Here is a 22363-nt window from a genome sequence, read left to right as displayed (position 1 = left end):
AAAACCCCATGGGCAAAACACTGGTTGTCGGCGCAGGCGGCGTATCCCACGCCGCCGTGCACAAGATGGCGATGAATTCGGACATCTTCACCGAGATTACTCTGGCCAGCCGCACGAAATCGAAATGCGACGCCATCGCCAAATCGGTGAAAGAGCGTGTGGGCGTTGATATCGCCACCGCAGAACTGGACGCCTACAAGGTCGAAGACACGGTCAAGCTGATCAAGGAGACCGGCGCGGAAATCCTCGTGAACCTCGCCCTGCCCTATCAGGATCTGGTTCTTATGGATGCATGTCTTGAGGCCGGTATCCATTACCTCGACACCGCGAACTACGAGCCCGAGGATGAGGCCAAGTTCGAATATCACTGGCAGTGGGCTTATCAGGAGCGGTTCAAAGAGGCTGGCCTGACCGCCATCCTCGGCTCGGGTTTCGATCCGGGTGTGACCAGTGTGTTCGCCAAATGGCTCAAGAAACACAAGCTGGACACCATTCGTCAGATCGACGTTCTGGACGCCAATGGCGGCTCGAACGATCAAGAATTCGCCACCAACTTCAACCCGGAGATTAACCTTCGCGAAGTATTGGCCGAAGTGCGCCACTGGGAAGGTGGCGAGTGGAAACACTCGCCGGCAATGACACACAAGGTCGAGTTCGATTTCCCCGCCATCGGCCCCAAAAACATGTACCTGATGTATCACGAGGAACTGGAATCGCTCTCGACCCACTTCCCTGAGATCGAGCGCGCCCGCTTCTGGATGACCTTCGGTGACGCCTATATCACCCACGCCAAAGTGCTGGAAAACGTCGGCATGACCCGCATCGACCCGGTGATGCACGACGGCAAGGAAATCATCCCGATCCAGTTCCTGAAAACCCTGCTGCCCGATCCTGGCGATCTGGGCGCGGAAACCAAAGGCAAAGCCTGCATCGGCGACATCGCCACGGGTCAGGCCAAGGATGGCTCGGGCGAGAAGACTTATTACATCTACAACATCTGCGACCACGAGGAATGCTATGCCGAGGTCGGCAGCCAAGCGGTCAGCTATACCACCGGCGTCCCTGCCATGATCGGCGCGGCACAGGTTCTGAAAGGCAACTGGACTCAACCGGGCGTGTGGAACATGGAACAGCTCGACCCGGATGATTTCATGGACATGCTGAACAACCACGGCCTGCCGTGGCAGGTTCACGAACTCGACGGCCCCGTCGCATTCTGATCTGGTCTTCATCTTTTTCCAAATACTCCGGGGGTCCGGGGGCAGCGCCCCCGGCCTCTCCACCCCAAGGAGACGCCGGTTATGTCCGACATGATGACCACACAAGCCGGGGATGCCGGAGCCTTCCACAACTTCGATCTCAGCCGCGTTCCCACGCCGTGCTTTGTGGTCGACGAAAAAGCCGTCGAACGGAACCTGAGCATCCTCGCCGATATCGGAACCCGCTCGGGCGCACATGTGCTGAGTGCTCTGAAAGCCTTCTCGATGTTCTCGCTCGCCCCGCTGGTGCGCCAATATCTCGGCGGCACCTGCGCCAGCGGCACCTTTGAGGCTCGGCTGGGCCGCGAGGAATATGGCGGTGAGGTCGCCACATTCTGCGCCGGGTACAAGGACGCGGATATCGACGAGATCCTGTCACTGTCCGACCACATCATCTTCAACTCTCCTGCGCAAAAGGATCGGTTTCTCGCCAAGGCACAGGCTGCGGGCGTTCAGGTCGGCCTGCGCATCAACCCGGAACACTCCGAGGGTGAAATTCCGAAATACGATCCCTGCGCCCCCTGTTCTCGGCTGGGAACGCCCGTCAGCCAGCTCACCTCGGGAACCCTGACCGGGGTTGATGGCCTGCACATGCACACGCTCTGCGAGCAGGGATTCGAGCCGCTGCAGCGCACGTGGGACGCCGTCGAACCGAAACTCATGCCGTTCATGGGGCAACTCAAATGGCTGAACTTCGGCGGCGGGCACCATATCACCCGCGACGACTATGACCGCGACGGGCTGGTCGCTTTCATCAAGGGCATCCGCGAATCATATGGCATCGATGTCTATTTTGAACCCGGCGAAGCCGTCGCACTGGATGCAGGCGTTCTGATTGGCGAAATCCTCGACCTGCCGACCAATGGCATGAACCTTGCGATCACCGATATCTCGGCCACCTGCCACATGCCCGACGTGATCGAAGCCCCCTATCGTCCGGCTTTGATGGATGAAGCCGAGGCTGGCCACACCTACCGTCTGGGCGGCCCCTCCTGTCTGGCGGGTGACGTGATCGGCGACTACACATGGGACAAGCCGCTGGAGATCGGGCAGCGCTTCGCCTTCCTGGACCAAGCCCATTACTCGATGGTCAAGACGAACACATTCAATGGCGTGCCGCTGCCAACCATCGCGCTGTGGAACAGCGAAACAGACGAACTGAAAATCATCAAAAAGTTCGGCTATGAAGACTTTAAGGACAGACTCTCATGAGCATTTTTCTCGACAGTGAACTGACCGCTTCCGAGCGCACCGAGGACGCGCGGTTCCACGTGATCCCGGTGCCGCTGGAGCGCACGGTGTCCTATGGCTCGGGCACGGCCAAAGGGCCCGAAGCAATTATCGAGGCCTCAAATGAGCTGGAGCGGATCGTCGGCAGCGCTGAACCCTGCCTGCAGGGCATCTTCACCGAGCCGCCATTGGATTGCGATGCCTCGCTGCCGGAAATCATGGAACGCCTGGCCCAACGCACCGAAACCGCAGTGCGCGCGGGTAAGGTGCCGGTGACGCTGGGTGGCGAGCATTCGCTCAGCTACGGTGCAGTCATGGGTGTTGCGCGCGCGTTGGGTCAACCAATCGGTATTGTTCAGGTGGACGCGCATGCCGACCTGCGCAACGCCTATCAGGGCGAAAAACACTCCCACGCCTCGGTCATGCATCTTCTGGCCGAGGAAGGCATCCGCCTGGCCCAGTTCGGCGTTCGTGCCTTCTGCAAAGAAGAGGCCGAGAGCCGTGTACAAAACAACGTTTTTCACGTCGATGCCGAAGAACTGGTGACCAACAACATCCACGCCATTGACTTGCCCGAAGACTTCCCGGAACTGGTTTATGTCAGCTTTGATGTTGATGGACTGGACCCGGCGATCATGCCGGCAACCGGCACCCCCGTTCCCGGTGGGCTGGCCTATTACCAGGCGCTGCATCTGGTGGAACACGCGTTGAAGGGGCGAAAATGCGTCGGACTCGATGTGGTCGAACTGGCCCCCGATGGCGATGCCGCATGGGATTTTACCGCCGCGCAGATCGTCTATCGTCTGATGGCAAGCTGCTGATCGGTTCAGGCGGGCCACTCAGGCCCGCCTGTCATTTTTCTTAATCAGTCTTGCCGTCGTCCGCCGTCTCGTTCAATTCCATGTGGCCTTCACCCTTGTTCAGAACCCGGCGCAACAAGGGTTCAAAGAACTCCAGCGGTTTGGTCGGGTAGTCGGGGTCGAAAGCGCACTGGTCGTATTCGTGGCAGAAATACCGGCCGTCTTCCCAGTACGGGCTGTCACGATACTTGTCGCGGGCGTTGCGGTCGCCACCCAGGAAGTGATTGTAATAATACCCCTGAAACACGCAGTGATGCTTGAGAATCCAGTAGGTTTTTTCGCTGACATAGGGCTTCATCATCGCCGCTGACAGCTCACCATGGTTGTAGGGGGACAGGATATCGCCCGTATCATGCACCAATGCAGCGATGACGATCTCTTCGTCGGCACCGTCGTTATAGGCACGGGTCGCGGCCTGCAGGCTGTGTTGATAGCGGTTTACAGGATAGGGCGTCCACTCTTCATCGAGCGAGCGGATTGCATCCAGAATGCGATCCGGCAGGGCCGCATTATAGGCGTCTTCGTAGTCCATTACCGCCAGAAAATCTTCCTTGGTGGCGTTTTCGAAACTGGTCCAGGTGGGTTTGTGGCTTTTGTCCAGCATGGCGCGTCCTTTGGCTGAAGTTGCGCATCATGATAGTGCAATCCCTATGGTCAAAAAAATGAATTGATTTTATCGGTTCGATCAAAAAATACTTTCGACATGCAGATCAAAGCGCTCGAAACATTTCTTTGCGTTGCCGAGGTCGGAGGCTTTCACGCCGCGGCCCGCAAGCTGAACGTGACCCAGACTGCCGTCAGTGCGCGTATCCGCGCGATTGAAGATGAAACGGGAAAGCAACTGTTCAATCGGGGCGCGGGTGGCACCACACTGACTGATTTCGGGCGGCAATTCCGCCCTTACGCTGAACAGATGCTGTCGCTTTGGTCCTTTGCTTCACACGACCTGCCGTCTCAATCCCAGAACCGAATAGCCTTGCGGCTTGGCGCACAGCTGAGCATCTGGGATCCGTTGCTGGTTGATCTGGCCGTGCGGTTCGAACGGCAGTCCGGAAAACTGTTGCTGACGCTGAACTATGACCACGATCTGAACATGGTCGACGCTGTCGCGACGCATGTTCTGGATGCCGCCCTGACCCATGAAAAACCGGCTGATCCGCGCGTGGTGTTTCACGACTTGGGCACCGAGCGCCTGATACTTGTCCGAACCCAGGGCACGGCCGACACCGGCCAGGATCTGGTATTTGTCAATTTGGAATTGGGTGAAGTCTATCAGGACCACGTGAGATCCGTGGCCCGACAGGCGCCGGGGCAGACGATTTTTCTTGGCAATTGCATGATGGCGCTGCGCTATGTGTTGCGCCGGGGCGGAACCGGGTATTTCCCGCGCTATGTCATCGAAGACCACCTGCGATCACAGGAACTGATCCCGATCGAGGGGGCGCGAGACCTGTTTCTGCCGCTCTATCTGGTGACCCGCCGTGATGGCGCGGGCATCGACGATATCCTGAGCTGCCTTGCCGATCTTCGCGGCTGAACTCAGGTGCCTGCCTGCGGTACTTTCTGGCTTTCGGTTCGCCGCATCACGACAAGCGGCCGGCCCGCAACAAACAGGAACATGCAGGAAATCAGGATGCCCCCGAAGGCCGGCAGATACAGCAAGGGCCAAATGTCAGGATCGGCGATGACAATGGGAGAGATAAATCCGCGAACACCCTCCAGCAGAATAAGAATGGTGAAAGCCCCGAATATCTGGGGCCAAAGGCCAAACCGCGAGAAACTGCCCAGCATCAGCGTGGAATACCCCGCCATCGCGACGGCAATACAGATCGCGATCCAAGAGAACCGCTGGTGCAGCTCCTCGATCATCTCGCCCTGGCTGAATCCTTCCGCTGCCGAGATTGCTTCCCGGTCATTGAGCAACTCGATTGTCGGAACCGCTTCGAGGCTGCGGTCGTTCATGCCGCGCGAACTGGTCAACCCGGATATGTCGTAAGACGCGTCCTGAAACAAGGTCGAAGATAAGGTCCGGCCTTCACGGTCAAGCCGCAGCGCGATCCCGTCCAGCATCACAAGATGCAGACCCGCATCGTTGTTGACCAGATACGCCGTCTTGCTGGAATAGCTGGCCGAGTTCAGTTTGTCGCGACGATCGGAAACAAACACTTCGTGCAGAGTACCGTCCAGATCAATGCTGCCGATATAGACCGTCACCGAAGTGGCCGGGTGCAGAAATTCACCCTCGTTCAGCAATTGCGCGGTGACGTCCCCGGCGACTTCGGCCTGCCGCTGCTCAAGCTGATCGACGGATGCGGGGCGCAGGAATATGCTTATGACTGCCATCATCAGCCCAGCAATGACACCAAAAACCAATACTCCGCGCGCCAGCCTCCACGGGCTTGACCCGGTGGCCAGCATCACCGTCATCTCGCTTTCGCGACTCAGCCGGTTGGTGGCGTAGACTGCGGCGGCGAATACGGCCATTGGCATCACCGTGCGGATCAGCGTCGGCAGTGTCAGGGCCGTAAATTCAAGAAACACCATAGCCGACTGACCACCGCTGATTACCCGGTCAAACAGGCTGACTGATCGGGTAATCCAGAAGACGCCAACCAGAACCAGAGTGAAAAATCCGAACAGCACCAGCAACTGCCGCAGGAAGTAACCATCGAAACGCGACATGTATCCCCATCCCGGTGCGTTCTGTCTGCACGGGACAATAGGCCATTCATTCGCCAGAGGGAACAGCGATTGCCCGTGAAACTGAACCCGCACAAGGAAGGGTATCCCCAACCTGGGCTTCGTCGACAACATGGAAGGAAATGGCAGGGGCAGCAGGGTTCGAACCCGCGACCTACGGTTTTGGAGGCCCTATAAAGTCATTGTTTTCATTGATAGAATCATCCAAATAAGTAGATTTCCAATCTTTAGAGAACAAGGAGTTACATAAACTTTCCCAACTAAAAGTCGTGGCACATGTCTCGCAGAAATAGGAGACTCTTCAATGGTGCCTCAATTCGAGTTCACGAACTTCGGCGTTTCAATTTAGGCTGCACTCGATTTGAACTGCCAAAGAAATCTAGACAACATCACTTGTTCTTTCCTACTTGTCGCAACGTCCGAGTTGAGCATCAGCACACATTTTTCCGTAAAGTTGCGATCCTCGACCGGGCTTGTACGATGAGTACATAACATTCCAGCAGTTGAGGTAATTCGTGGAACTTAAAATAACGCTACAGTCAGGCGAGCACCAAGTTTTTTCAAGGCCCCAAGATGTGATCGATTGGACAGCCAACGAGCGTTCGAAATGGAGCTGGCTTGAAAAAACTAATTACGGTCAAAGTATTTGGACTCGGTATTCAAGATTGCTAGCAGATCTCTCTTCTGCGTCGCAAAGGTTGGAGCAGAATCCATCAGACGGTATCCGCGAAAGGGAAATGTCAGATTCGTTAAGAAATACCAGTGATCAAATAGCGAATGGCACATTCGTAAACTCAGGCAGCAGCCTTGGAAAATTCATCATTGGGGAGCAGGGTCGCGACAGTGAGCTTGCAGCGGCGATTCTCAAATTTGCTGAGCTCAAAACGCATCAAAACGCCGCAAACGACAAAATCATGCTCTTAGCCGCTGTGGCGTATTCGAATTTCGAGAGGGGTCTAAGTAAGGCTGGGGCGGCTTCCACTGCGCAGAGCCTAAAACAACTATTGGATGAATATTACTCTAGAATTTCTGAGCTTGACGATTCTAGCAAAAAGAAGCTCGGCCAACTAGACGATGCTATCGCAGTGAGGTCAGACAAGGCAAAACAGTCCATCGTGGGCCTCGCAAAATTGCTGAAAAAGGTTAGCGACAGGCTCGAAAGCGAACGAGCTAACATGGCAGCGGAGATGAAAAAAGAAATCGAAAAGACGGTCAGCGATACAAGAGACAGCCTCTCAACATTTGAAGACACCATAAAGACCGAGATGTCTCTACGCGCGCCTGCCGAGTACTGAAAAAAAAGAAGTACTGGCATCGGCTAAGCACATTCCTTTGTGGTGCAGTGTTTCTTGCCGCGTCAGGTGCATCGGTTTGGATATTTTGGGTATACTTTCTGTCCTACAACAATTTGAGCGAATTCTTTGAGTTTTGGAGGGACGCTTCAATAGCATCGTTTGCTTCATTTGGCACATTGGTTGCGGTCGGAATGATATTTTTGCGGATCCTCTACAGGCTGTTTGCTAGCCAGCTTCACTTGTGGAACGACAGCTCAGAAAGAGTAACGATGATTTTGACATACTTAGCGCTGGCAGAAAAAGGGCATGCAAAAGACGAATTTCTTGGCGGCCTACTTGCAAGGCTGTTTTCACCGGCGTCAGACGGTGTAATTAAAGACGACCTTGGCTCGGTGGGCCCTATGGATTACTTCGCGAAGAACTTTTCGAAGGGATGAGAGGGCGGCTGTTTGTCCGCATTGCGTACGATGGCAACTAGTATTCTTAGATGCCTTCATCGGATGTGTATCGGCTTCCCTAGAGCAAGCCAATTCAGGCAATTTAACCGGCGTTGTTTGATGAATCTTAATCGTGCCTGCCACAGAGAACTCACTCAATTCGGCTAAAGGGAAACTTGGACATGCACTGTATGCGCTCAGATGACGTGGATAGGGAATCGAGCATCTGAGAACTGGAGCGACGGTAATCGGGCGCAAAAAATCCCAACAGCGTCCCAACCAGTCCAATCTAGTCCAAATACAATCGACGTAAGTGGTTGATTTTAAATGGCAGGGGCAGCAGGGTTCGAACCCGCGACCTACGGTTTTGGAGACCGTCGCTCTACCAACTGAGCTATACCCCTGTGGTGCGACCCAGATATGCCAGCCGCGCGGCGGACTCAAGAGGCTTTTTACGATTCATCGTCAGATCATCCCCGGGACAAACAAGTTGCACAGAACGCGCAGTTCTTTAAGACAAGGTCTGGTCAGCAAAAGGATACAATACGTGAGCCTCCGCAAGAAAATCGCAGACAGCGAAGCCGTTCTCAACTGGGCGGCGCGGCGGATCGCCAGCTACATCCGGATGGTTCATCGCAACACAAGCTGGCAGCGCCTCGGGTTTGAGGAAATGGACAAACTGGTGGAACAGGGTGAGCCGGTGATCGTTGTGATGTGGCACCAGCGGCTGACGCTATCGCCCTTCCTCTTTCCATTGGACAAGGGACGGGTTTGCACCATCACCTCCGCCGCGCGCGCCGGCAGCATGGTGGGCCGGGTGCAAAAGCTGTTCGGATTGGACTCGATCGCCATGACCAGCCGGAAACGCCACGTCGCCTTGTCGCGCGAGGTGCTGGGGATGATCAAGCAGGGCATTTCGATTGGCATTGCCGCCGACGGACCGCGTGGACCCGAACGGGTGTTGTCGACCGTGCCGCTGGTTTGGGCCCGCACCTCGGGCAAGCGGGTGTTTGGCATTACCTTTTCTACCCGCCACGGGCGCGAGGCCGGAACGTGGGACCGCATGCTGCTGCCCCGCCCCTGGCGCAATCAGGGCGTTTTCCTGTGCCGGGAATGGACCGAAACCGTTCCCCGCAAAGCCAGTGAAGAACAGATCGAAACGCTCAGGCAAAGCCTTGAGCAGCACATGAACGATATCACGGCAGAAGCGGACCGGATGGTCGGGCGTGAACCCTGGCAGGGTTAACAAGCCAAGCATCAAATCCAGCCAAAGCAACCCGACTGCAACTGCTTCAAACAAGGTGTAGTTGATTTGTCTTCTTGCAACAGTCATTTCGAACGGCATGTTTCGCCGCCACGCATTCTCGCAGCGGTTGAAATTTTCAATTAACGTCGGTGCCGAATCACGAGATACGACACCATGACCGATTCAAAGCAAAAGCAAGATTTTTCAGAACGAATACAACGCATTCAGCAGAAACACGGCACCCCTCCGCCACCGCAAGTCCAAACAGAAGCTCCACCCAGTGAACCGGCGCCGAAAGGTCATAATCTCCGCAACGCTATGATCTGGGCCATATTGGCGGCCATGGCCGGGGTTGGTGGGTTCTACGGCCTGATGATGTTCGACGAGTGGAAACTGTCGCAAGCAGCGGCCCCGGACAACCAGTCGGCCCCACAGCCACAACCCAAGCCTGTGCAGGACGTTCGCCAGATCACCGATCAAGGCTGGAGCATTCCCAGCCCGGGTCTGGCAACTGCGGACCGGGAACAATTAACCGTTCTGGATGTGGCGACGGGCTTTGATCCGGCAGGGCAGGACGCGCCGCCCAACGTGCTGATCCCTTTTGCCGTTAACTCCGAATGCACCTTCAAAAGACCGCAGCCGAATGATGTTGTCTATAACCTGCGCATGGAGACCGGCACGCTGCCGACAACGACCCATGTGTTCTCGAACCGGGCCATCGCGAATGCGCTCATCGACCATATTGAGGGTGTGCAGGTTTCGAAAAAACACTATCAGACCGGATCCCGGGCGCAGGGACGGATGTTTGCCGTGGACGTGTTTGTCACGGACACGTCGGCACCCGTCTATCTGGTGCTGCAAAGCTTCCGCCAGAACGTGATCTGGAACCTGCAACTGGCCAGAGGAGTCACCCTGTCGCATGTCGCGATGATCGGCGAGAACTCGGGTCTTGTGGCGCCTGAACAGGACGTGCCGTTCGAGGCAATCAGGATCAGCGACTTTGTAACGAACTTTGAATTTGGCGCGAATGATGACCCGGGGCCTTGCATGGTTGCACCATGGCGAAGGCCACAGGCGCATTGGCCCGCGCAGGCCAAGGCGGAAAACGGCAATGATCTGTACACGAACCAGATTTACAGCTTCAACACCGGCTACCGCGCGTTTGACGCATGGTACCGACAGGTCATGGGTGTGCCTGCGGACACCAATGTAACAGGCCCCCACAGTGCGGCCCATGTCTTGGTCGGCGACCTGCCGGACCAACCGATCGAATATCGCAGCATGGCCGGACGTGATGTCTATGCCTCGGAAAACGACTTTACTCTGATCGGAGATGACACGTTTGAGGACACGCATATCATGCTGCTGACCGCTGCGGTCGGTGGTGACCTTGCGCTGCTTGATCCCGCGCCGCAGGAGGTGCCCCGCCAATGAAACTGATAGGTACGGCCCTGACTCTGTCGATCCTCGCCCTACTTGCGGTTTGGTATCTGCCGACGATGTACTGGGGCTATCAAATCAGCCGCGCGGTTTCACAGGCGCAGTCCGGCGACGACGCGGCGTTTGAAACCGTGGGTGAACTTGCCGAAGGCCCACCACTTGTTGCCTGGCTGCGCAACAACAAGAAGCTGAACGCAGCATTCAACCCCACGGACCTGACCACAGGCCGCTATGTGTCATACAAGCTGGAAATGCCGTTTGAGGCTTTGCTGAAGCCCGGAGAAACCCTGCCAGAGCCGGATTTTCAGGAACTTTATGCCCATGCACGCGCGCCGCAAACTCTGGCGGGATACTGTTTCGAAGTACTGGGCAACCTGGGAACAAAATGTGATGTTTCCAAATCCAACGCCACGCTTTCACGGGATGGAACCGTCAGGATCATCGGAAACCTGCAATATGTCCCGGATTACGAAACCGGCGATCCGTCAGTCGTCAAGAACGGCGAACTCATCTCGGCCCGGGTGCGGCTGATTGGTGGCCGCGATCTTCACAACACTCTGGGCAACCGCGCAGAGGTGTTCGAAAAGGTACGCAAAATCTGTACTGAAATCCGCGCCTTACTGGGAAACTGCATTATTTCTTCGATCAGTTTCGAAATCACCCCACGGGACGGCGTTCAAATTCTGCGGGCCTCGGCCCGTTTCGACGCCTTCGCCGACAGCACGCAATATCGACGCGACTCTCTGCAATCCGCCGTGGATCAAATAGCCGAAGGTCTAGTGAACTGATCGTTGCCCCTTCCGGGTCAACCTCGCTTAGCCGCCACGCAGGCGTTGCATCAGGTAAATCTCGCTGCCTTCCGGGATCGGTTCGGTCAGTCCCGAGGCGATGACGCGGCCGTCGATGGCGATCGACACACCGGCATCAATCGGTGCCTGCAATTGCGGATGCGCGCGAACAAGTTCGCGCAGCAGCTCGCCGGTGGTTGTGGCCTGCACCTCGACCACCTGCTGGCCCCCGGTCAGAGACCGGAGGCCGGACCAGAGGTGGACTTCAACCATTGTCCTTGAGCGCCGCCAGAATGCGGGGCGGCGACATTGGCAGTCGCTTCATCCGCACGCCCGCCGCATTGGAGACAGCGTTGGCGATGGCCGCGAGCGGCGGCACGATGCCGGTCTCGCCCACGCCGCGCACACCGAATGGGTGGCCGGGGTTGGGCACTTCGACAATCACCGTGTCGATCATCGGCAGATCACTGGCCACAGGAATGCGATAGTCGAGGAAAATCGAGTTCTGCAGCCTGCCATCTTCGCCGTAGATATACTCCTCGTTCAGCGCCCAGCCGATGCCTTGCGCGGCACCGCCCTGATACTGACCTTCCACGTAAGTCGGGTGGATGGCCTTACCGGCATCCTGAATGACCGTATAGCGCGTGATCGCGGTTTTGCCGGTTTCCGGATCGACCTCGGCATCGACGATGTGGGTGCCAAATGACACGCCCGCCCCTTCCGGAGTGGCTTCGAAATGCCCCGAGATCGGACCACCGGTCGCACCCATATCTGCGGTGATATCGGCCAGCGGCATTGGATCGAAATCGCCTGCGTTCGGACCCGAAGGCACGGCACAGCCGTTTTCCCATTTCACCGCATCGACCGGGATACCCCATTTGGCCGCCGCGCGTTCACACAGACGTTCCACAGCGTTTCTGGCTGCCTTGATGGTCGCCAGTCCGCTGGCATAGGTCACGCGCGAGCCGTGGCTTACGTCATTGTAGCCCAGCGTCGCCGTATCCGCGACGGTGACACGAATGTTCTCGTATGGGATACCCAGCACTTCGGCCGCCATCAGGGCCATCGACGCACGCGAGCCACCGATGTCAGGTGTGCCGACCATAACCTGGGCCGAGCCGTCCTCGGACAGCGCAAGCGAGACGCTGGTTTCACCACCGTGATTGAACCAGAACCCGCACGAAATGCCGCGCCCCTGCCCCGGTTTCAGCGGTGCCGAATAGTGGGGATGGGCCTTGGCCGCCTCAAGTGTTTCGACCAGACCGATACGTTCGTAAGTCGGGCCATAACTGGCTTTGGTGCCTTCGTGCGCCGCGTTCTTCAGACGCACGTCCACCGGATCCAGCCCCAGCTTTTTGCACAGCTCATCCAGCACGGATTCCACCGCAAAGGCCCCCATGGGCGCGCCGGGCGCGCGATAAGCGGCTTGTTTCGGACGGTTGGCCAGAACGTCATAGCCGACCTGACGAACATTGGTCAGGTTGTAGGGCGCAAAAGCGCACATGGCGGTCATATCCCCGGGCGCTCCCGGAAAGGCACCGCCCTGCAGTCGGAAGATACCTTCGGCCGCCGTGATCGTGCCGTCTTTCTTCATGCCGATTTTGATATCCATCGACGCGGACGAGGTCGGGCCGGTAGCTCGGAACACCTCAGAGCGGCTCATTACGATCTTAACAGGCCGGTTGGCCTTGCGGCTCAGCGCCAATGCAACCGGTTCGATGAACACGGTGGTCTTGCCACCAAAGCCACCACCGATTTCCGAGGCGGTCACCCGCAGCTGCGCCGTTTCAATGCCTAGCAGCGTGGCGCAGTATTTCTGCGCGTACCAATGGCCTTGCGTGCAGCACCACAGCTCACCCTTGCCGTCACTGCCCAGAGATCCAAGGCAGGCGTGCGGTTCGATATAGCCCTGATGCGTTGCCTCGGTCACAAAACTGTCTTCCAGGATCAGATCCGCCTCGGCAAACCCGGCCTCGACGTCGCCATGGCCGCTTTCGTGATAACGCACGACGTTGGGGTGCATCCCTTCGGGCACAGAATAGTCCGCAGCCCCTTCGCGGATTACCGGCGCATCAGGGGTCATCGCCTTGTCCACATCCGTGACGTGGGGCAGCACTTCGTACTCGACCTCGATCAGCTTGAGCGCATCGCGCGCAGCCAAAGCCGACGTGGCCGCAACCGCCGCAACAGCGTGACCGTCATAGAGGGCCTTTTCACCCGCCATGACATTTTCCAGCACGCTCCAGAATTCGCCTTCCAAACCGGGCTTGAAGGGCACATCCGCGAAATCGGCCCGGGTCACAACGGCTTTGACGTCCTTCAGCGCCTCGGCCTTCGATGCGTCGATCTTCACGATCCGCGCGTGCGCATGAGGGGAACGCAGGATCGCACCATGCAGCATACCGGGCGCATAAGCATCGGCGCCAAACCGGGCCCGGCCCGTCACCTTGTCCAGACCATCCGGCCGGTCAGGACGGGTACCCACGAAATTGAATTCGGATTTCCGATCGTCGAGTGCCATTACGAAGCCTCCCGCATCTCAGCTGCCGTATCCATCACGGCGCGAATGATCTTGTCATATCCCGTGCAGCGGCACAGGTTGCCCGCCAGCCAGTACCGGGTCTCCTCCTCGGTCGGGTTCGGGTTTTTTTCCAGCAGGGACTTCGCCGCAACCAGAATACCCGGCGTGCAGATGCCACATTGCAGGGCGGCGTATTCAATGAATTTCTTCTGCAACGGGTGCAGAACATCGCCATCCGCGATACCTTCGACGGTTTCGATCTGCTTACCTTCCGCCTCGACACCCAGCATCAGGCACGAGCATACCAGACGGCCGTCAACCGTAACTGAACACGCGCCGCAATCGCCGGTGCCGCAGCCTTCTTTGGCGCCGGTCAGGTTCAACTTGTCACGCAGGCAGTCCAGCAGGGTTTCGCGGGGATCACACAGGTATTCAACCGCGTCACCGTTCACGGTGGTGGATACGTGTAATTTGCTCATGCTTGCTCTCCCTTCGCGCGGGCATAGGCGATTTTTGCGGCACGCTTTGCCAGAACACCCGAAACTTCGGTGCGGAATTCGATTGTGCCGCGTTTGTCGTTGATCGGATTACAGGCGGCGGATGCAGCCGCAGCCAGTGCATCAAGCGCGGCGTCGTCCAGAGTGGTGCCGATGATGGCCCTGGCGCAGTCTTCGACCAGCAGAACGGTCGGGGCCACCGCACCCAGCGAAACACGCGCCTCGGTGATCTTATCACCATCCAGGCGCAGGTTCACGCCGACGCCGACGACGGCGATGTCCATCTCGGTACGTGGAATGAAGCGCAGATATGCGTCTCCACCGTTGTCTCCCCGCGCCGGAATGTGCACTGCGGAAATCAGCTCGCCCTTGGTCAGCGAGGTCTTTCCGGGGCCGACAGGAATATCTTCGACCGCGACCTCCCGCGTGCCGCCAGGACCGGTCACGGTCACCGTGACACCGGCCGCTACCATGGCCGGCACGGAATCAGCCGCAGGCGAGCCATTGCACAGGTTGCCCGTCAAAGTCGCGCGTCCCTGTACCTGGGTCGAGCCAATCAGATCCATTGCCTCGACCACGCCGGGCCAGTCGCGGCCAAGTTCGGGGTGCTCGCTCATTTCGGCACCGGTGGCGGCGACGCCAAGGGTCCAGCTGCCATCGGCGTTACGGGTGATGTCCCGCACCCCGTTGATTTTTTTCACGTCGATCAGTGTATCGGGGGTCACCAGTTCCGAACGCAATTGCACCAGTACGTCGGTGCCGCCTGCAAGAAACCGGGTCGTTCCCGTTGCATTCGCTGCCAGCGCCGAAGCTTCTTCGAAACTGTTGGGGCTGTGATAGTCCATTTGTTTACCTCGCACCTGTGGATCAGGATTAACTGGGGTTTGAACGGGACGTTAGTGCAGCAACCAGGTGGCGTCCATGGCCGGAACGACCAAAATTTAGGTTTCCCAAAGTCGTTTTTGAACAATTGTCAGAGGTCAATCTCGATCACGCCATCCGCATTCGCGGCGCGGCTTTGGCATAAAATGATAGCTCCTTCGCGCTGCCGGTTCGACAACACAAAATCACGATGCTCAATTTCGCCCGAGATAACCCCGCATTTGCAGACCCCGCAAATGCCGTCGGCGCATTTCACATCCACATGAATTCCCGCCTCATTCAGAACCTGCGCGGCATCCTTGTCCGATGGGACGGTCAGCTCCCTGCCTGACTTTGCTAGCTTCAGAATGAACGGATGGTTTTCGTATTCGGGTTGCTCGGGAACCGAGAAATACTCCAGATGCCGGGCGTCTTCGGGAAAACCCTGTCGTTCTGCCGCTTGTATCACGCCGTCCATATATCGATCCGGACCGCAGGTATAAACGTGCCATCCTTCCTGATAATCAGACAGGATGACATCCAGATCGGCCCGGGTGTTTTCGTCTGAAAAATGGTAGTGCACATGATCGCCCCAGGGCGCTGCGGCAAGGTCCTGCAGGTAACCAGCGTCCGCCCGCGTACTGGCGGAATAGTGCAGCTCGAAGTCTCTGCCCAGCGCGTGAAGCCTGTGCGCAAAGGCAATCATCGGGGTGATGCCGATACCGCCGCCCATCAGGAACGTCTTGCTAGCAGTCTCATCCAGTTCAAAGTGATTGATGGGTTTTGAAATGAATACCTTGCGCCCCTTGCCGAAGATACGGTGCAACAGCGCCGAACCGCCGCGCCCTTCATCTTCGCGCAGGACGCCGATCTGATACGTAGTCCGGTCAGCAGGATCGCCCGACATGGAATACTGACGCAGAAATTCCGGGGCGACCAATACATCCAGATGTGCGCCGGCAGTCCAGTCCGGCAACGGCGCACCATCCATGGCCGAGAATTCGTATTTCGTGACATCAGAAGACAACTTGTCGACCCTGGTCAGTTCAACCCGCATCACCGGTGCGTCTCCGGCGATCTGATAGCGGTGAACCACGCTCATATCCCCGGCAGCTTTGCGCGCCTTGTACTCGTCTGCCGAAACCAGAGCCTCATAGGCGGCGATCCCGGCCTCGCGGTCCATCGCGAACGGATAGGGCCATGGGTGCGGGGCCAGGTAAGCCGGGTAGACCGCCAGCGTCTGATCCTCGTATTTCAGGTCCAGATCCTTTTGCAGGTCACGCCGGTTCAGGGGATGGGTCGAAGGGCAATAGGCTCCATCCGCCTGCAGTTCGATATCCCACCACCATTTCTTGGTGTCGTTCAAACCGCCATTTCCGACCGCGTCGTCCAATCGCGCCAAAACGGGTGCGGCGGATGGGATGTTCATCGCTGCCCAGCGGAAAGGGCGTTCGCTGAACAGGCCTTCAAGGTTCCAAGGGCAGGTTTTCATGCACCGCCCGCACATGGACCCGCCCGGCGTCGTGATCCGATAGGTGGCGCATTTCTGGCTGTCGGATTTCCAGATTTCATAGCCGTTGAACATCAGTTTCGGTCCGGCAGTGATCGCCCCCGAGGGACACTCTCGCGCGCATTTGTTACAGGACTCGCAAAAGCTTTGCAGGCCAAAGTCGATGGGCTTGTCGTGGCTCATCGGCATATCTGTCGTTACCACGCCGGATTTCAGACGCGGCCCCAGATAGGGGTTCAGGATCACCTCGCCAATGCGGCTGACTTCGCCCAACCCGGACAGCAACAGCAGTGGTGGCTGCAGCACTTCGCCATCCATGACCGTGTGCGCCTTGGCCTTGTAGCCCAGATTGCGGATTTGCTGGGCAATCACTCCGCCCAGTAAGGAAAATCTAAGATACGCACGCATGGACTGGGCGACGCTGATCCAATCGTCACCGCTGGCGCCCTCCATCGTCTCATATCCCTGATCAATGATCATGCTGACGGCCTGATCATGGGGCGGATCGATGGCTTCGCCGGTTGCGTCGTGGGAATACCAGGCCCATTCCGGGCACCGGCTGAGACCGACCGCATCGACCCCCAGAAAGTAGGACGCCGCCTTGATGTTCGCCGCGTTCCGCTGCGCATCTGTTGGCTTGAACCCGTCGGCGCTGTCGCCATCCTGCAGCAGAACGAAGGCACCCAGCGCGCGCCTTTGTGCGAAGCTGGGCGCGGATTTGCGGACGTAGTGCCCGCCTTTGGCCGCGTCCTGCAGGGGCTTGCCCATATCTCCGAATTGCGCGCGGGCAAACATGTCCGCCCGTTTCGGCACACGAGCCACGTTTTCCTCGTCAATGTATGTGGTTGGATCGTCGACACGCGTCAGCTTTTCGAACGGATGCGCGCCATCCACATAGCGCCGCTTGGCATAAGGGTCACGGTTCAGCGCACTTTTGGCGAAACCTGCGCCCAGCCACCACGCAGGGCCCTGAGTTTTGAACCACGGCTGCTGCGCCATGGGCTTCAGGGGCCTGTCATGGGCGATCTCCATCTCGGTGGTGATTGCAGCCAACCCGAACCGTTTGCCAAGCCAGGGGGCGACAAGCGCGCCGTCCTCGGCCGTGACCAGCCCCGCGGCAACGGCCAGCCTGTTCAGATCCACCTCGGACGACATGACCGTATGTGCCCGCGCATCGAAACCGAGCAATCGGATATAGTTGGCAATCACAACCGCGTTTTCAGTCGCCAAAAGGCAGGCACGATGGTCCTGTGCATCCCTGATCCATTCTGTGCCCGGCTCATCCGCCTCCGGGTCGCGATGATGTTCGTACAGGAAAACAATCGCGTGTCGGTGGGCGTTTATCGAGCCGGACTCCGCCTCCATGCTTTCCTTCAGATCCGCCATGATCACATCGATGCCCGAGGCCAGCGTCTTGGTCTGGCGCGTTCTCAGGGCGTGGGCCAGCCGGTCGATGTCGCGGTTTCTCCGGGGTTCGGGCAACAGCGCCTCAGTCGGCAGCGGTCCGCATCCGATCATCGAGGCATTATTAAAATAACCAAACGCTTTCAGATGATTGGCGCGCTCCGACGGGCTGTCCGGGATTTCCGCCATCGCGGGATTCACGAACCCGTCACGGATGGCATCCATCATTGCCTGAAATTCGCCCATTGCGTTTACGATGCTTTCAGGCTGGTCGGGGCGGTGAAAGCTGAGCTCTTTCATCGGCGGCACAAGCGACAGATCCGGAAGGTTGTCCTGCCGGGCCAACCGCTCCATTGGGTACGTTCCCATGTGAACGGGTCGGTTCTTGTCCGAGAAAAAGCGTATTCCCATTTCGCGCCTCCTGATCTGAAAGCTGCCTATCCTGCCGTGGACAGCAAATCCATTCATGAATAATCATAGATTGTATGAGCAAAACTGATTTTACTGATTTGGATGGCAAGGTGCTGCGCATCTTCCTGACGATACTCGAGGAAAGCTCGGTCTCTAAGGCGGCCGACCGGCTTGGCGTTACACAATCCGCAATCAGTCATACACTGGCAAAGCTGAGACTGGTGTTGAACGATCCGCTGTTCATTCGTTCAGGTCAGGGCCTGACCCCGACCGAGCGCGCCTTGTCCCTGAAAGAGCCGGTTCAGACGCTGCTCGACGATATGCGGGCCCTGACCCACGAGCGCCCATTTGATCCCTTGTCCGAAGAAATGGCGTTCGGGATCGCCACCAACGACATGCCGCGCGAGCTGATCTTTCCCGAGCTGCTGCGCGCCAGCCGCGCGGACGGCATTCGCGTTGAACTTGGTTTTATTCCGTCAGGTGTACCTGACCCCGACCTGCTGCGCGGTGACAGGTGCCAACTGATGCTGACGCCGCTGCCGCCGGACGGGCCGGACATCATTCAGAAGCTGTTGATCACCAGCCCGCTTATGATTTTCTATGACAGCGCGATGCGAACGCCCCCGGACAGCTGGCCCAGCTATTGTCAGGCGGAACATGTCGAAGTGCGGTTTGCCGATGGGCGCAGTTCACGCGCGGTGATGCGCGGCGTTGATCAATCGCAGATCAGGCCACCCACCGTGGCCCTGCCGCATTTCAACGCTATTCCATCTTTCGTGAAAGGCAGCGATCTGATCTCGACCGACACGGCGCTGATGAAGCAGGGGCCGTTGTCTTCGCTTGATTGCGCGCCGCTTCCGTTCAACTGTGACCCTGTTTCGATCTACATGGTCTGGCACCAACGATCGACCAACGACCCCGCGCATCGGTGGCTGCGAAACCGGATCGAAGCGGTTGCTGCAAAGCTTCAGGTCTGAGACAACAGCCAGTCGCGAACCAACCCGACCAGTTCTGGCTGTCGTGGTTTGGCAGGCGCTACGACGTGAAACCCCAGATCCCCGATCAGAACATCCGGCAGTGCTTGCACAAGACGACCGGATTCCAGTTCCCTCTCTACCAGCGGCGCGTTTGCCAGCGCGATCCCCTGCCCCGACATCGCCGCATCGATGGCAAGGCTGGTCTGGCTGAAACTCATCATCCGGGGTTTGCCGGTTACTCCGACACGCTCAAGAAAAAGTGGCCAGAGTCCGTGCGTATCGTTCAGCAGGACCTGGTCAAGAAGATCACGTGCAGCCCGCACATTCCCTGCCAGGTCCGGACTGCAAACGGCGACGAACTCGGTCGAAAACAGGGGTGTTACGACCAGCCCGGGTCCGAAAGGTGCGCGACCTTGTCTGACGGCGATGTCCACATTGTCGGTCCGGAAATCTGCCAACCGCTCGCGGGCGTCTACCTGAACCGAGATGTCGGGGTGCAGGTCCGTGAATGTGTTCAGGCGCGGGACCAGCCATTTCGACGCGAAGCTGGGTGTAACCGAAATGGTGATCTGTCTTGTACCGGCCAGTTCATCGACGGCCTCTTCGATAAGCTGGAAGGCCCGTTGCAGCGGTGCGTGAAACCGCCGCCCCGCTTCGGTAAGGCGCAACCCGCGGGGCATTCGGTCGAACAGTTTTTCCGTCAGCCGCGCCTCCAACCCGCGTACCTGCTGCGCGACCGCGCCTTGTGTAACGCCCAGTTCATCAGCGGCGCGTCGAAAGTTCAGGTGTCGTGCCGAAGCTTCAAAAGCCCGCAATGCATTCAACGGAGGTAGAGCGGCCATCGCATAAACCAGTAGATTTTCTACTGTTTTATGGCAGAAGAACTGATTGGTCAAACCCGGCCGCAACCTCCACATTCAATCCAGACATTCAATCGGAGAGAAGAAATGGCAAAAGTGGCTCTGATCACGGCAGGCGGCAGCGGCATGGGGGCGGATGCGGCGCGTCGGCTGGCGGCGGATGGCTTCAAGGTCGGCATCCTGTCCTCATCCGGCAAGGGCGAGGCGCTGGCGGATGAGTTGGGCGGCGTCGGCGTTACCGGATCGAACCAGTCCAATGAAGATCTGCAAAGGCTGGTTGATACGTCCATGGCGCAATGGGGCCGCATTGATGTGCTGGTCAATTCCGCCGGACACGGACCGCGCGCGCCTGTTCTGGAACTGACGGACGAGGACTGGCACACCGGAATGGACGTCTATTTCATGAATGCCGTCCGCCCGACACGGCTGGTCACACCAATCATGCAGACGCAGGGTGGCGGATCGATCATCAATATCTCGACCTTCGCCGCATTCGAACCGGATCCGGTGTTTCCGACCTCCGGCGTATTTCGGGCTGGTCTGGCGGCCTTTACAAAACTGTTCTCGGACAAATACGCAGCAGACAACATCCGCATGAACAACGTGCTGCCCGGCTTTATCGACAGCCTGCCCGAGAAAGAGGAATTCCGGGCGCGCATACCGATGGGAAGGTACGGTCGCAGCTATGATGAGATCGCGTCCGTCGTTGCCCTGCTGGCATCCGAAGGAGGCGGGTACATCACGGGTCAGAACATTCGCGTCGACGGTGGCATCACGCGATCCGTCTGACCTCAGAACCGTGCCTTCACCAGATGCGTCAACGCCGCGCCTGTTTCGAAAAAGGCGCGGCGCAATCCTGTCCAGCCTTCACGATGCGCATCCACGGGCTGTACTGGCAGCACTGACGGATCATCCACCAGAAGGCTTTCGGCCATGAGACGCCCAAACACCGTTCCCGGCCCGATGCCGCGCCCGGAAAAACCGTGTGCGGACAAGGCGCGCGGTCCAAGCCGAGTGATTTTCGGGATGTGATCCGATGTCATTGCAATTCGCCCATGCCAGCCATCTGTCAGCGGCTGGTCCGCCAGTTGCGGATAAAGCTCGGCCATCTTGCGGCGCACCCACCCGGAATGGGCCCACCGCCCGGCGCGGCCCAGATCCCCCATCGCGCCGATGATAAAGCGCCCTTCGGCATCCAGTCTGAAGGATGTCATGATCAGGCCGGTATCCCAGCACCCTTCGCCGCCCGCAAGGATGGTGTCGCGCACACCATCCGGCAAAGGCTGCGTTGCATATTGGAAGTAGTAGACCGGCACGTAGGCAGGCGCGGTTTCCTGCAGGTCGCAGTGATAGGCGTTTGTCGCCTGAATGAGCGCCTTGGCCCGAACAACTCCGCCTTCCGTGATCAGTGACCAGCCGCCCTCGTTCTGTGTCACGGAACGCACGGGGCTGTTCGTGAACACTCGCGCCCCGGCCGCGATTGCGGCCCGGGCAAGCCCCTGAACATAAGACAGCGGCTGGATGGTTCCCGCCCGGGGATCAAAAAGCGCATCGTGAAACGCGGAACTGCCGGTACGTCTGCTGGTTTCCTCGGCAGTCAACAGCTCGACCGGAGCGCCGGATGCGCGGAGCTGCGCATGGCGTTTCGCAAGGTCCTGATTGCCTGCCGGGGAATGTGCGCAATGCAATGTCCCGTTCCTGACCGGCGCACAGTCAATTCCGTGTTGCCCGATCAGGCGAAAGACTTCGTCCGGAGCCCCGGCCAACAGGTCAATCAGTCGGTCGCCTTCGGCCTTACCGAGATGCGCGCGGATGTCGTCAGGGGGCAGCCATAGGCCCGCATTGGCCAGCCCCACATTGCGCCCCGATCCGCCGTGCCCGATATCCTGCGCCTCGAGCAGACAGACCGATGCGCCTGCTTTGGCGGCCGTCAGGGCAGCGGAACAGCCGGTGTACCCCCCGCCGATTATCGCCAGATCCACGGTCAGATCGGCAGTCAGCCGGATGCTGTCCACATGCTCGCGGCTGGTATTCAGCCACAATGGCTTTTCATGATCGCTCAACTCG

General features: G+C 58.3%; 20 protein-coding genes and 1 tRNA gene. 11 read left to right on the top strand and 10 right to left on the bottom strand.

The genetic code is table 11. From position 1 onward, the window contains the following. The first annotated feature begins 8 nt into the window (after nucleotides 1-8). From ACR0JW_RS17040 to speB, 3 genes are all read left to right on the top strand, one after another. The gene (locus ACR0JW_RS17040; RefSeq protein WP_170824712.1) at nucleotides 9-1220 is read left to right on the top strand and encodes a saccharopine dehydrogenase family protein; all 1212 of its coding nucleotides are present in this window, start codon (nucleotides 9-11) and stop codon (nucleotides 1218-1220) included. An 81-nt stretch (nucleotides 1221-1301) separates the two neighbouring features. After that, the gene (gene nspC / locus ACR0JW_RS17035; RefSeq protein WP_480714237.1) at nucleotides 1302-2471 is read left to right on the top strand and encodes a carboxynorspermidine decarboxylase; all 1170 of its coding nucleotides are present in this window, start codon (nucleotides 1302-1304) and stop codon (nucleotides 2469-2471) included. After that, complete coding sequence (gene speB, locus ACR0JW_RS17030) at nucleotides 2468-3310, top strand: agmatinase (protein ID WP_480714236.1); 843 nt, start codon at nucleotides 2468-2470, stop codon at nucleotides 3308-3310. The genes nspC and speB overlap by 4 nt, the downstream gene beginning before the upstream one ends. Nucleotides 3311-3350: 40 nt before the next feature. Here the strand turns inward: speB and ACR0JW_RS17025 are convergent, their stop codons facing one another. Then, the gene (locus ACR0JW_RS17025; protein ID WP_480714235.1) at nucleotides 3351-3953 is read right to left on the bottom strand and encodes an HD domain-containing protein; all 603 of its coding nucleotides are present in this window, start codon (nucleotides 3951-3953) and stop codon (nucleotides 3351-3353) included. A 99-nt stretch (nucleotides 3954-4052) separates the two neighbouring features. On the opposite strand from ACR0JW_RS17025, the gene ACR0JW_RS17020 reads away from it, so the two are divergent. Continuing rightward, nucleotides 4053-4886 (top strand): LysR family transcriptional regulator, encoded by an 834-nt coding sequence (locus tag ACR0JW_RS17020; RefSeq protein ID WP_170682163.1) that lies wholly within the window; start codon nucleotides 4053-4055, stop codon nucleotides 4884-4886. A 2-nt stretch (nucleotides 4887-4888) separates the two neighbouring features. Here ACR0JW_RS17020 and lptF read toward each other — a convergent pair whose 3' ends face one another. Beyond that, the gene (gene lptF, locus ACR0JW_RS17015; protein WP_170682164.1) at nucleotides 4889-6031 is read right to left on the bottom strand and encodes an LPS export ABC transporter permease LptF; all 1143 of its coding nucleotides are present in this window, start codon (nucleotides 6029-6031) and stop codon (nucleotides 4889-4891) included. 533 nt (nucleotides 6032-6564) lie between these two features. Between lptF and ACR0JW_RS17010 the strand changes: the two genes are divergently transcribed. Both ACR0JW_RS17010 and ACR0JW_RS17005 read left to right on the top strand, forming a co-directional pair. Next, nucleotides 6565-7344, top strand: coding sequence for a hypothetical protein (locus tag ACR0JW_RS17010; RefSeq protein WP_480714234.1), 780 nt, complete (start codon nucleotides 6565-6567; stop codon nucleotides 7342-7344). Continuing rightward, on the top strand, nucleotides 7341-7781 hold the full coding sequence (locus ACR0JW_RS17005; RefSeq protein ID WP_480714248.1) for a DUF6161 domain-containing protein: 441 nt from the start codon (nucleotides 7341-7343) through the stop codon (nucleotides 7779-7781). The genes ACR0JW_RS17010 and ACR0JW_RS17005 overlap by 4 nt, the downstream gene beginning before the upstream one ends. 328 nt (nucleotides 7782-8109) lie before the next feature. On the opposite strand, the gene ACR0JW_RS17000 is transcribed toward ACR0JW_RS17005, so the two are convergent. Further along, nucleotides 8110-8185, bottom strand: a tRNA-Trp gene (locus tag ACR0JW_RS17000). Between the two features lie 143 nt (nucleotides 8186-8328). On the opposite strand from ACR0JW_RS17000, the gene ACR0JW_RS16995 reads away from it, so the two are divergent. The 3 genes from ACR0JW_RS16995 to ACR0JW_RS16985 all read left to right on the top strand — a co-directional run bounded on the left by ACR0JW_RS16995 (nucleotide 8329) and on the right by ACR0JW_RS16985 (nucleotide 11255). Further along, nucleotides 8329-9027: a DUF374 domain-containing protein gene (locus tag ACR0JW_RS16995; protein ID WP_170682165.1), complete on the top strand. Its 699-nt coding sequence runs from the start codon at nucleotides 8329-8331 to the stop codon at nucleotides 9025-9027. 318 nt (nucleotides 9028-9345) lie between these two features. Further along, nucleotides 9346-10461: a hypothetical protein gene (locus tag ACR0JW_RS16990; RefSeq protein ID WP_480714233.1), complete on the top strand. Its 1116-nt coding sequence runs from the start codon at nucleotides 9346-9348 to the stop codon at nucleotides 10459-10461. Beyond that, complete coding sequence (locus ACR0JW_RS16985) at nucleotides 10458-11255, top strand: hypothetical protein (protein ID WP_170682167.1); 798 nt, start codon at nucleotides 10458-10460, stop codon at nucleotides 11253-11255. Before ACR0JW_RS16990 ends, ACR0JW_RS16985 begins: the two co-directional genes overlap by 4 nt. Nucleotides 11256-11282: 27 nt before the next feature. Here ACR0JW_RS16985 and ACR0JW_RS16980 read toward each other — a convergent pair whose 3' ends face one another. The 5 genes from ACR0JW_RS16980 to ACR0JW_RS16960 all read right to left on the bottom strand — a co-directional run bounded on the left by ACR0JW_RS16980 (nucleotide 11283) and on the right by ACR0JW_RS16960 (nucleotide 18459). After that, nucleotides 11283-11528: a MoaD/ThiS family protein gene (locus ACR0JW_RS16980; protein WP_170682168.1), complete on the bottom strand. Its 246-nt coding sequence runs from the start codon at nucleotides 11526-11528 to the stop codon at nucleotides 11283-11285. After that, a complete protein-coding gene (locus ACR0JW_RS16975; protein ID WP_170824708.1) occupies nucleotides 11521-13776 on the bottom strand; it encodes a xanthine dehydrogenase family protein molybdopterin-binding subunit in 2256 nt (751 codons plus the stop codon). Before ACR0JW_RS16975 ends, ACR0JW_RS16980 begins: the two co-directional genes overlap by 8 nt. Further along, the gene (locus ACR0JW_RS16970; RefSeq protein ID WP_170615926.1) at nucleotides 13776-14255 is read right to left on the bottom strand and encodes a (2Fe-2S)-binding protein; all 480 of its coding nucleotides are present in this window, start codon (nucleotides 14253-14255) and stop codon (nucleotides 13776-13778) included. Before ACR0JW_RS16970 ends, ACR0JW_RS16975 begins: the two co-directional genes overlap by 1 nt. Further along, entirely contained in the window at nucleotides 14252-15118 is an 867-nt protein-coding gene (locus ACR0JW_RS16965; RefSeq protein WP_170682170.1) for an FAD binding domain-containing protein, read from the bottom strand. The genes ACR0JW_RS16970 and ACR0JW_RS16965 overlap by 4 nt, the downstream gene beginning before the upstream one ends. A 128-nt stretch (nucleotides 15119-15246) precedes the next feature. After that, entirely contained in the window at nucleotides 15247-18459 is a 3213-nt protein-coding gene (locus tag ACR0JW_RS16960; RefSeq protein WP_170682171.1) for a reductive dehalogenase, read from the bottom strand. Between the two features lie 74 nt (nucleotides 18460-18533). On the opposite strand from ACR0JW_RS16960, the gene ACR0JW_RS16955 reads away from it, so the two are divergent. Beyond that, nucleotides 18534-19436, top strand: coding sequence for a LysR family transcriptional regulator (locus ACR0JW_RS16955; protein WP_170615919.1), 903 nt, complete (start codon nucleotides 18534-18536; stop codon nucleotides 19434-19436). Here the strand turns inward: ACR0JW_RS16955 and ACR0JW_RS16950 are convergent. Further along, nucleotides 19427-20278 (bottom strand): LysR substrate-binding domain-containing protein, encoded by an 852-nt coding sequence (locus ACR0JW_RS16950; protein WP_170682172.1) that lies wholly within the window; start codon nucleotides 20276-20278, stop codon nucleotides 19427-19429. The two genes, ACR0JW_RS16955 and ACR0JW_RS16950, sit on opposite strands and share 10 nt — an antisense overlap. A gap of 105 nt (nucleotides 20279-20383) precedes the next feature. On the opposite strand from ACR0JW_RS16950, the gene ACR0JW_RS16945 reads away from it, so the two are divergent. Next, the gene (locus ACR0JW_RS16945) at nucleotides 20384-21085 is read left to right on the top strand and encodes an SDR family oxidoreductase (RefSeq protein ID WP_170824707.1); all 702 of its coding nucleotides are present in this window, start codon (nucleotides 20384-20386) and stop codon (nucleotides 21083-21085) included. A gap of 2 nt (nucleotides 21086-21087) precedes the next feature. Here the strand turns inward: ACR0JW_RS16945 and ACR0JW_RS16940 are convergent, their stop codons facing one another. Then, the gene (locus ACR0JW_RS16940) at nucleotides 21088-22359 is read right to left on the bottom strand and encodes an NAD(P)/FAD-dependent oxidoreductase (RefSeq protein WP_170682174.1); all 1272 of its coding nucleotides are present in this window, start codon (nucleotides 22357-22359) and stop codon (nucleotides 21088-21090) included. Nucleotides 22360-22363: the final 4 nt, after the last annotated feature.

It is taken from the genome of Ruegeria sp. BG6, from assembly GCF_056538465.1.
This window is presented reverse-complemented; position numbering and strand designations above follow the sequence as displayed.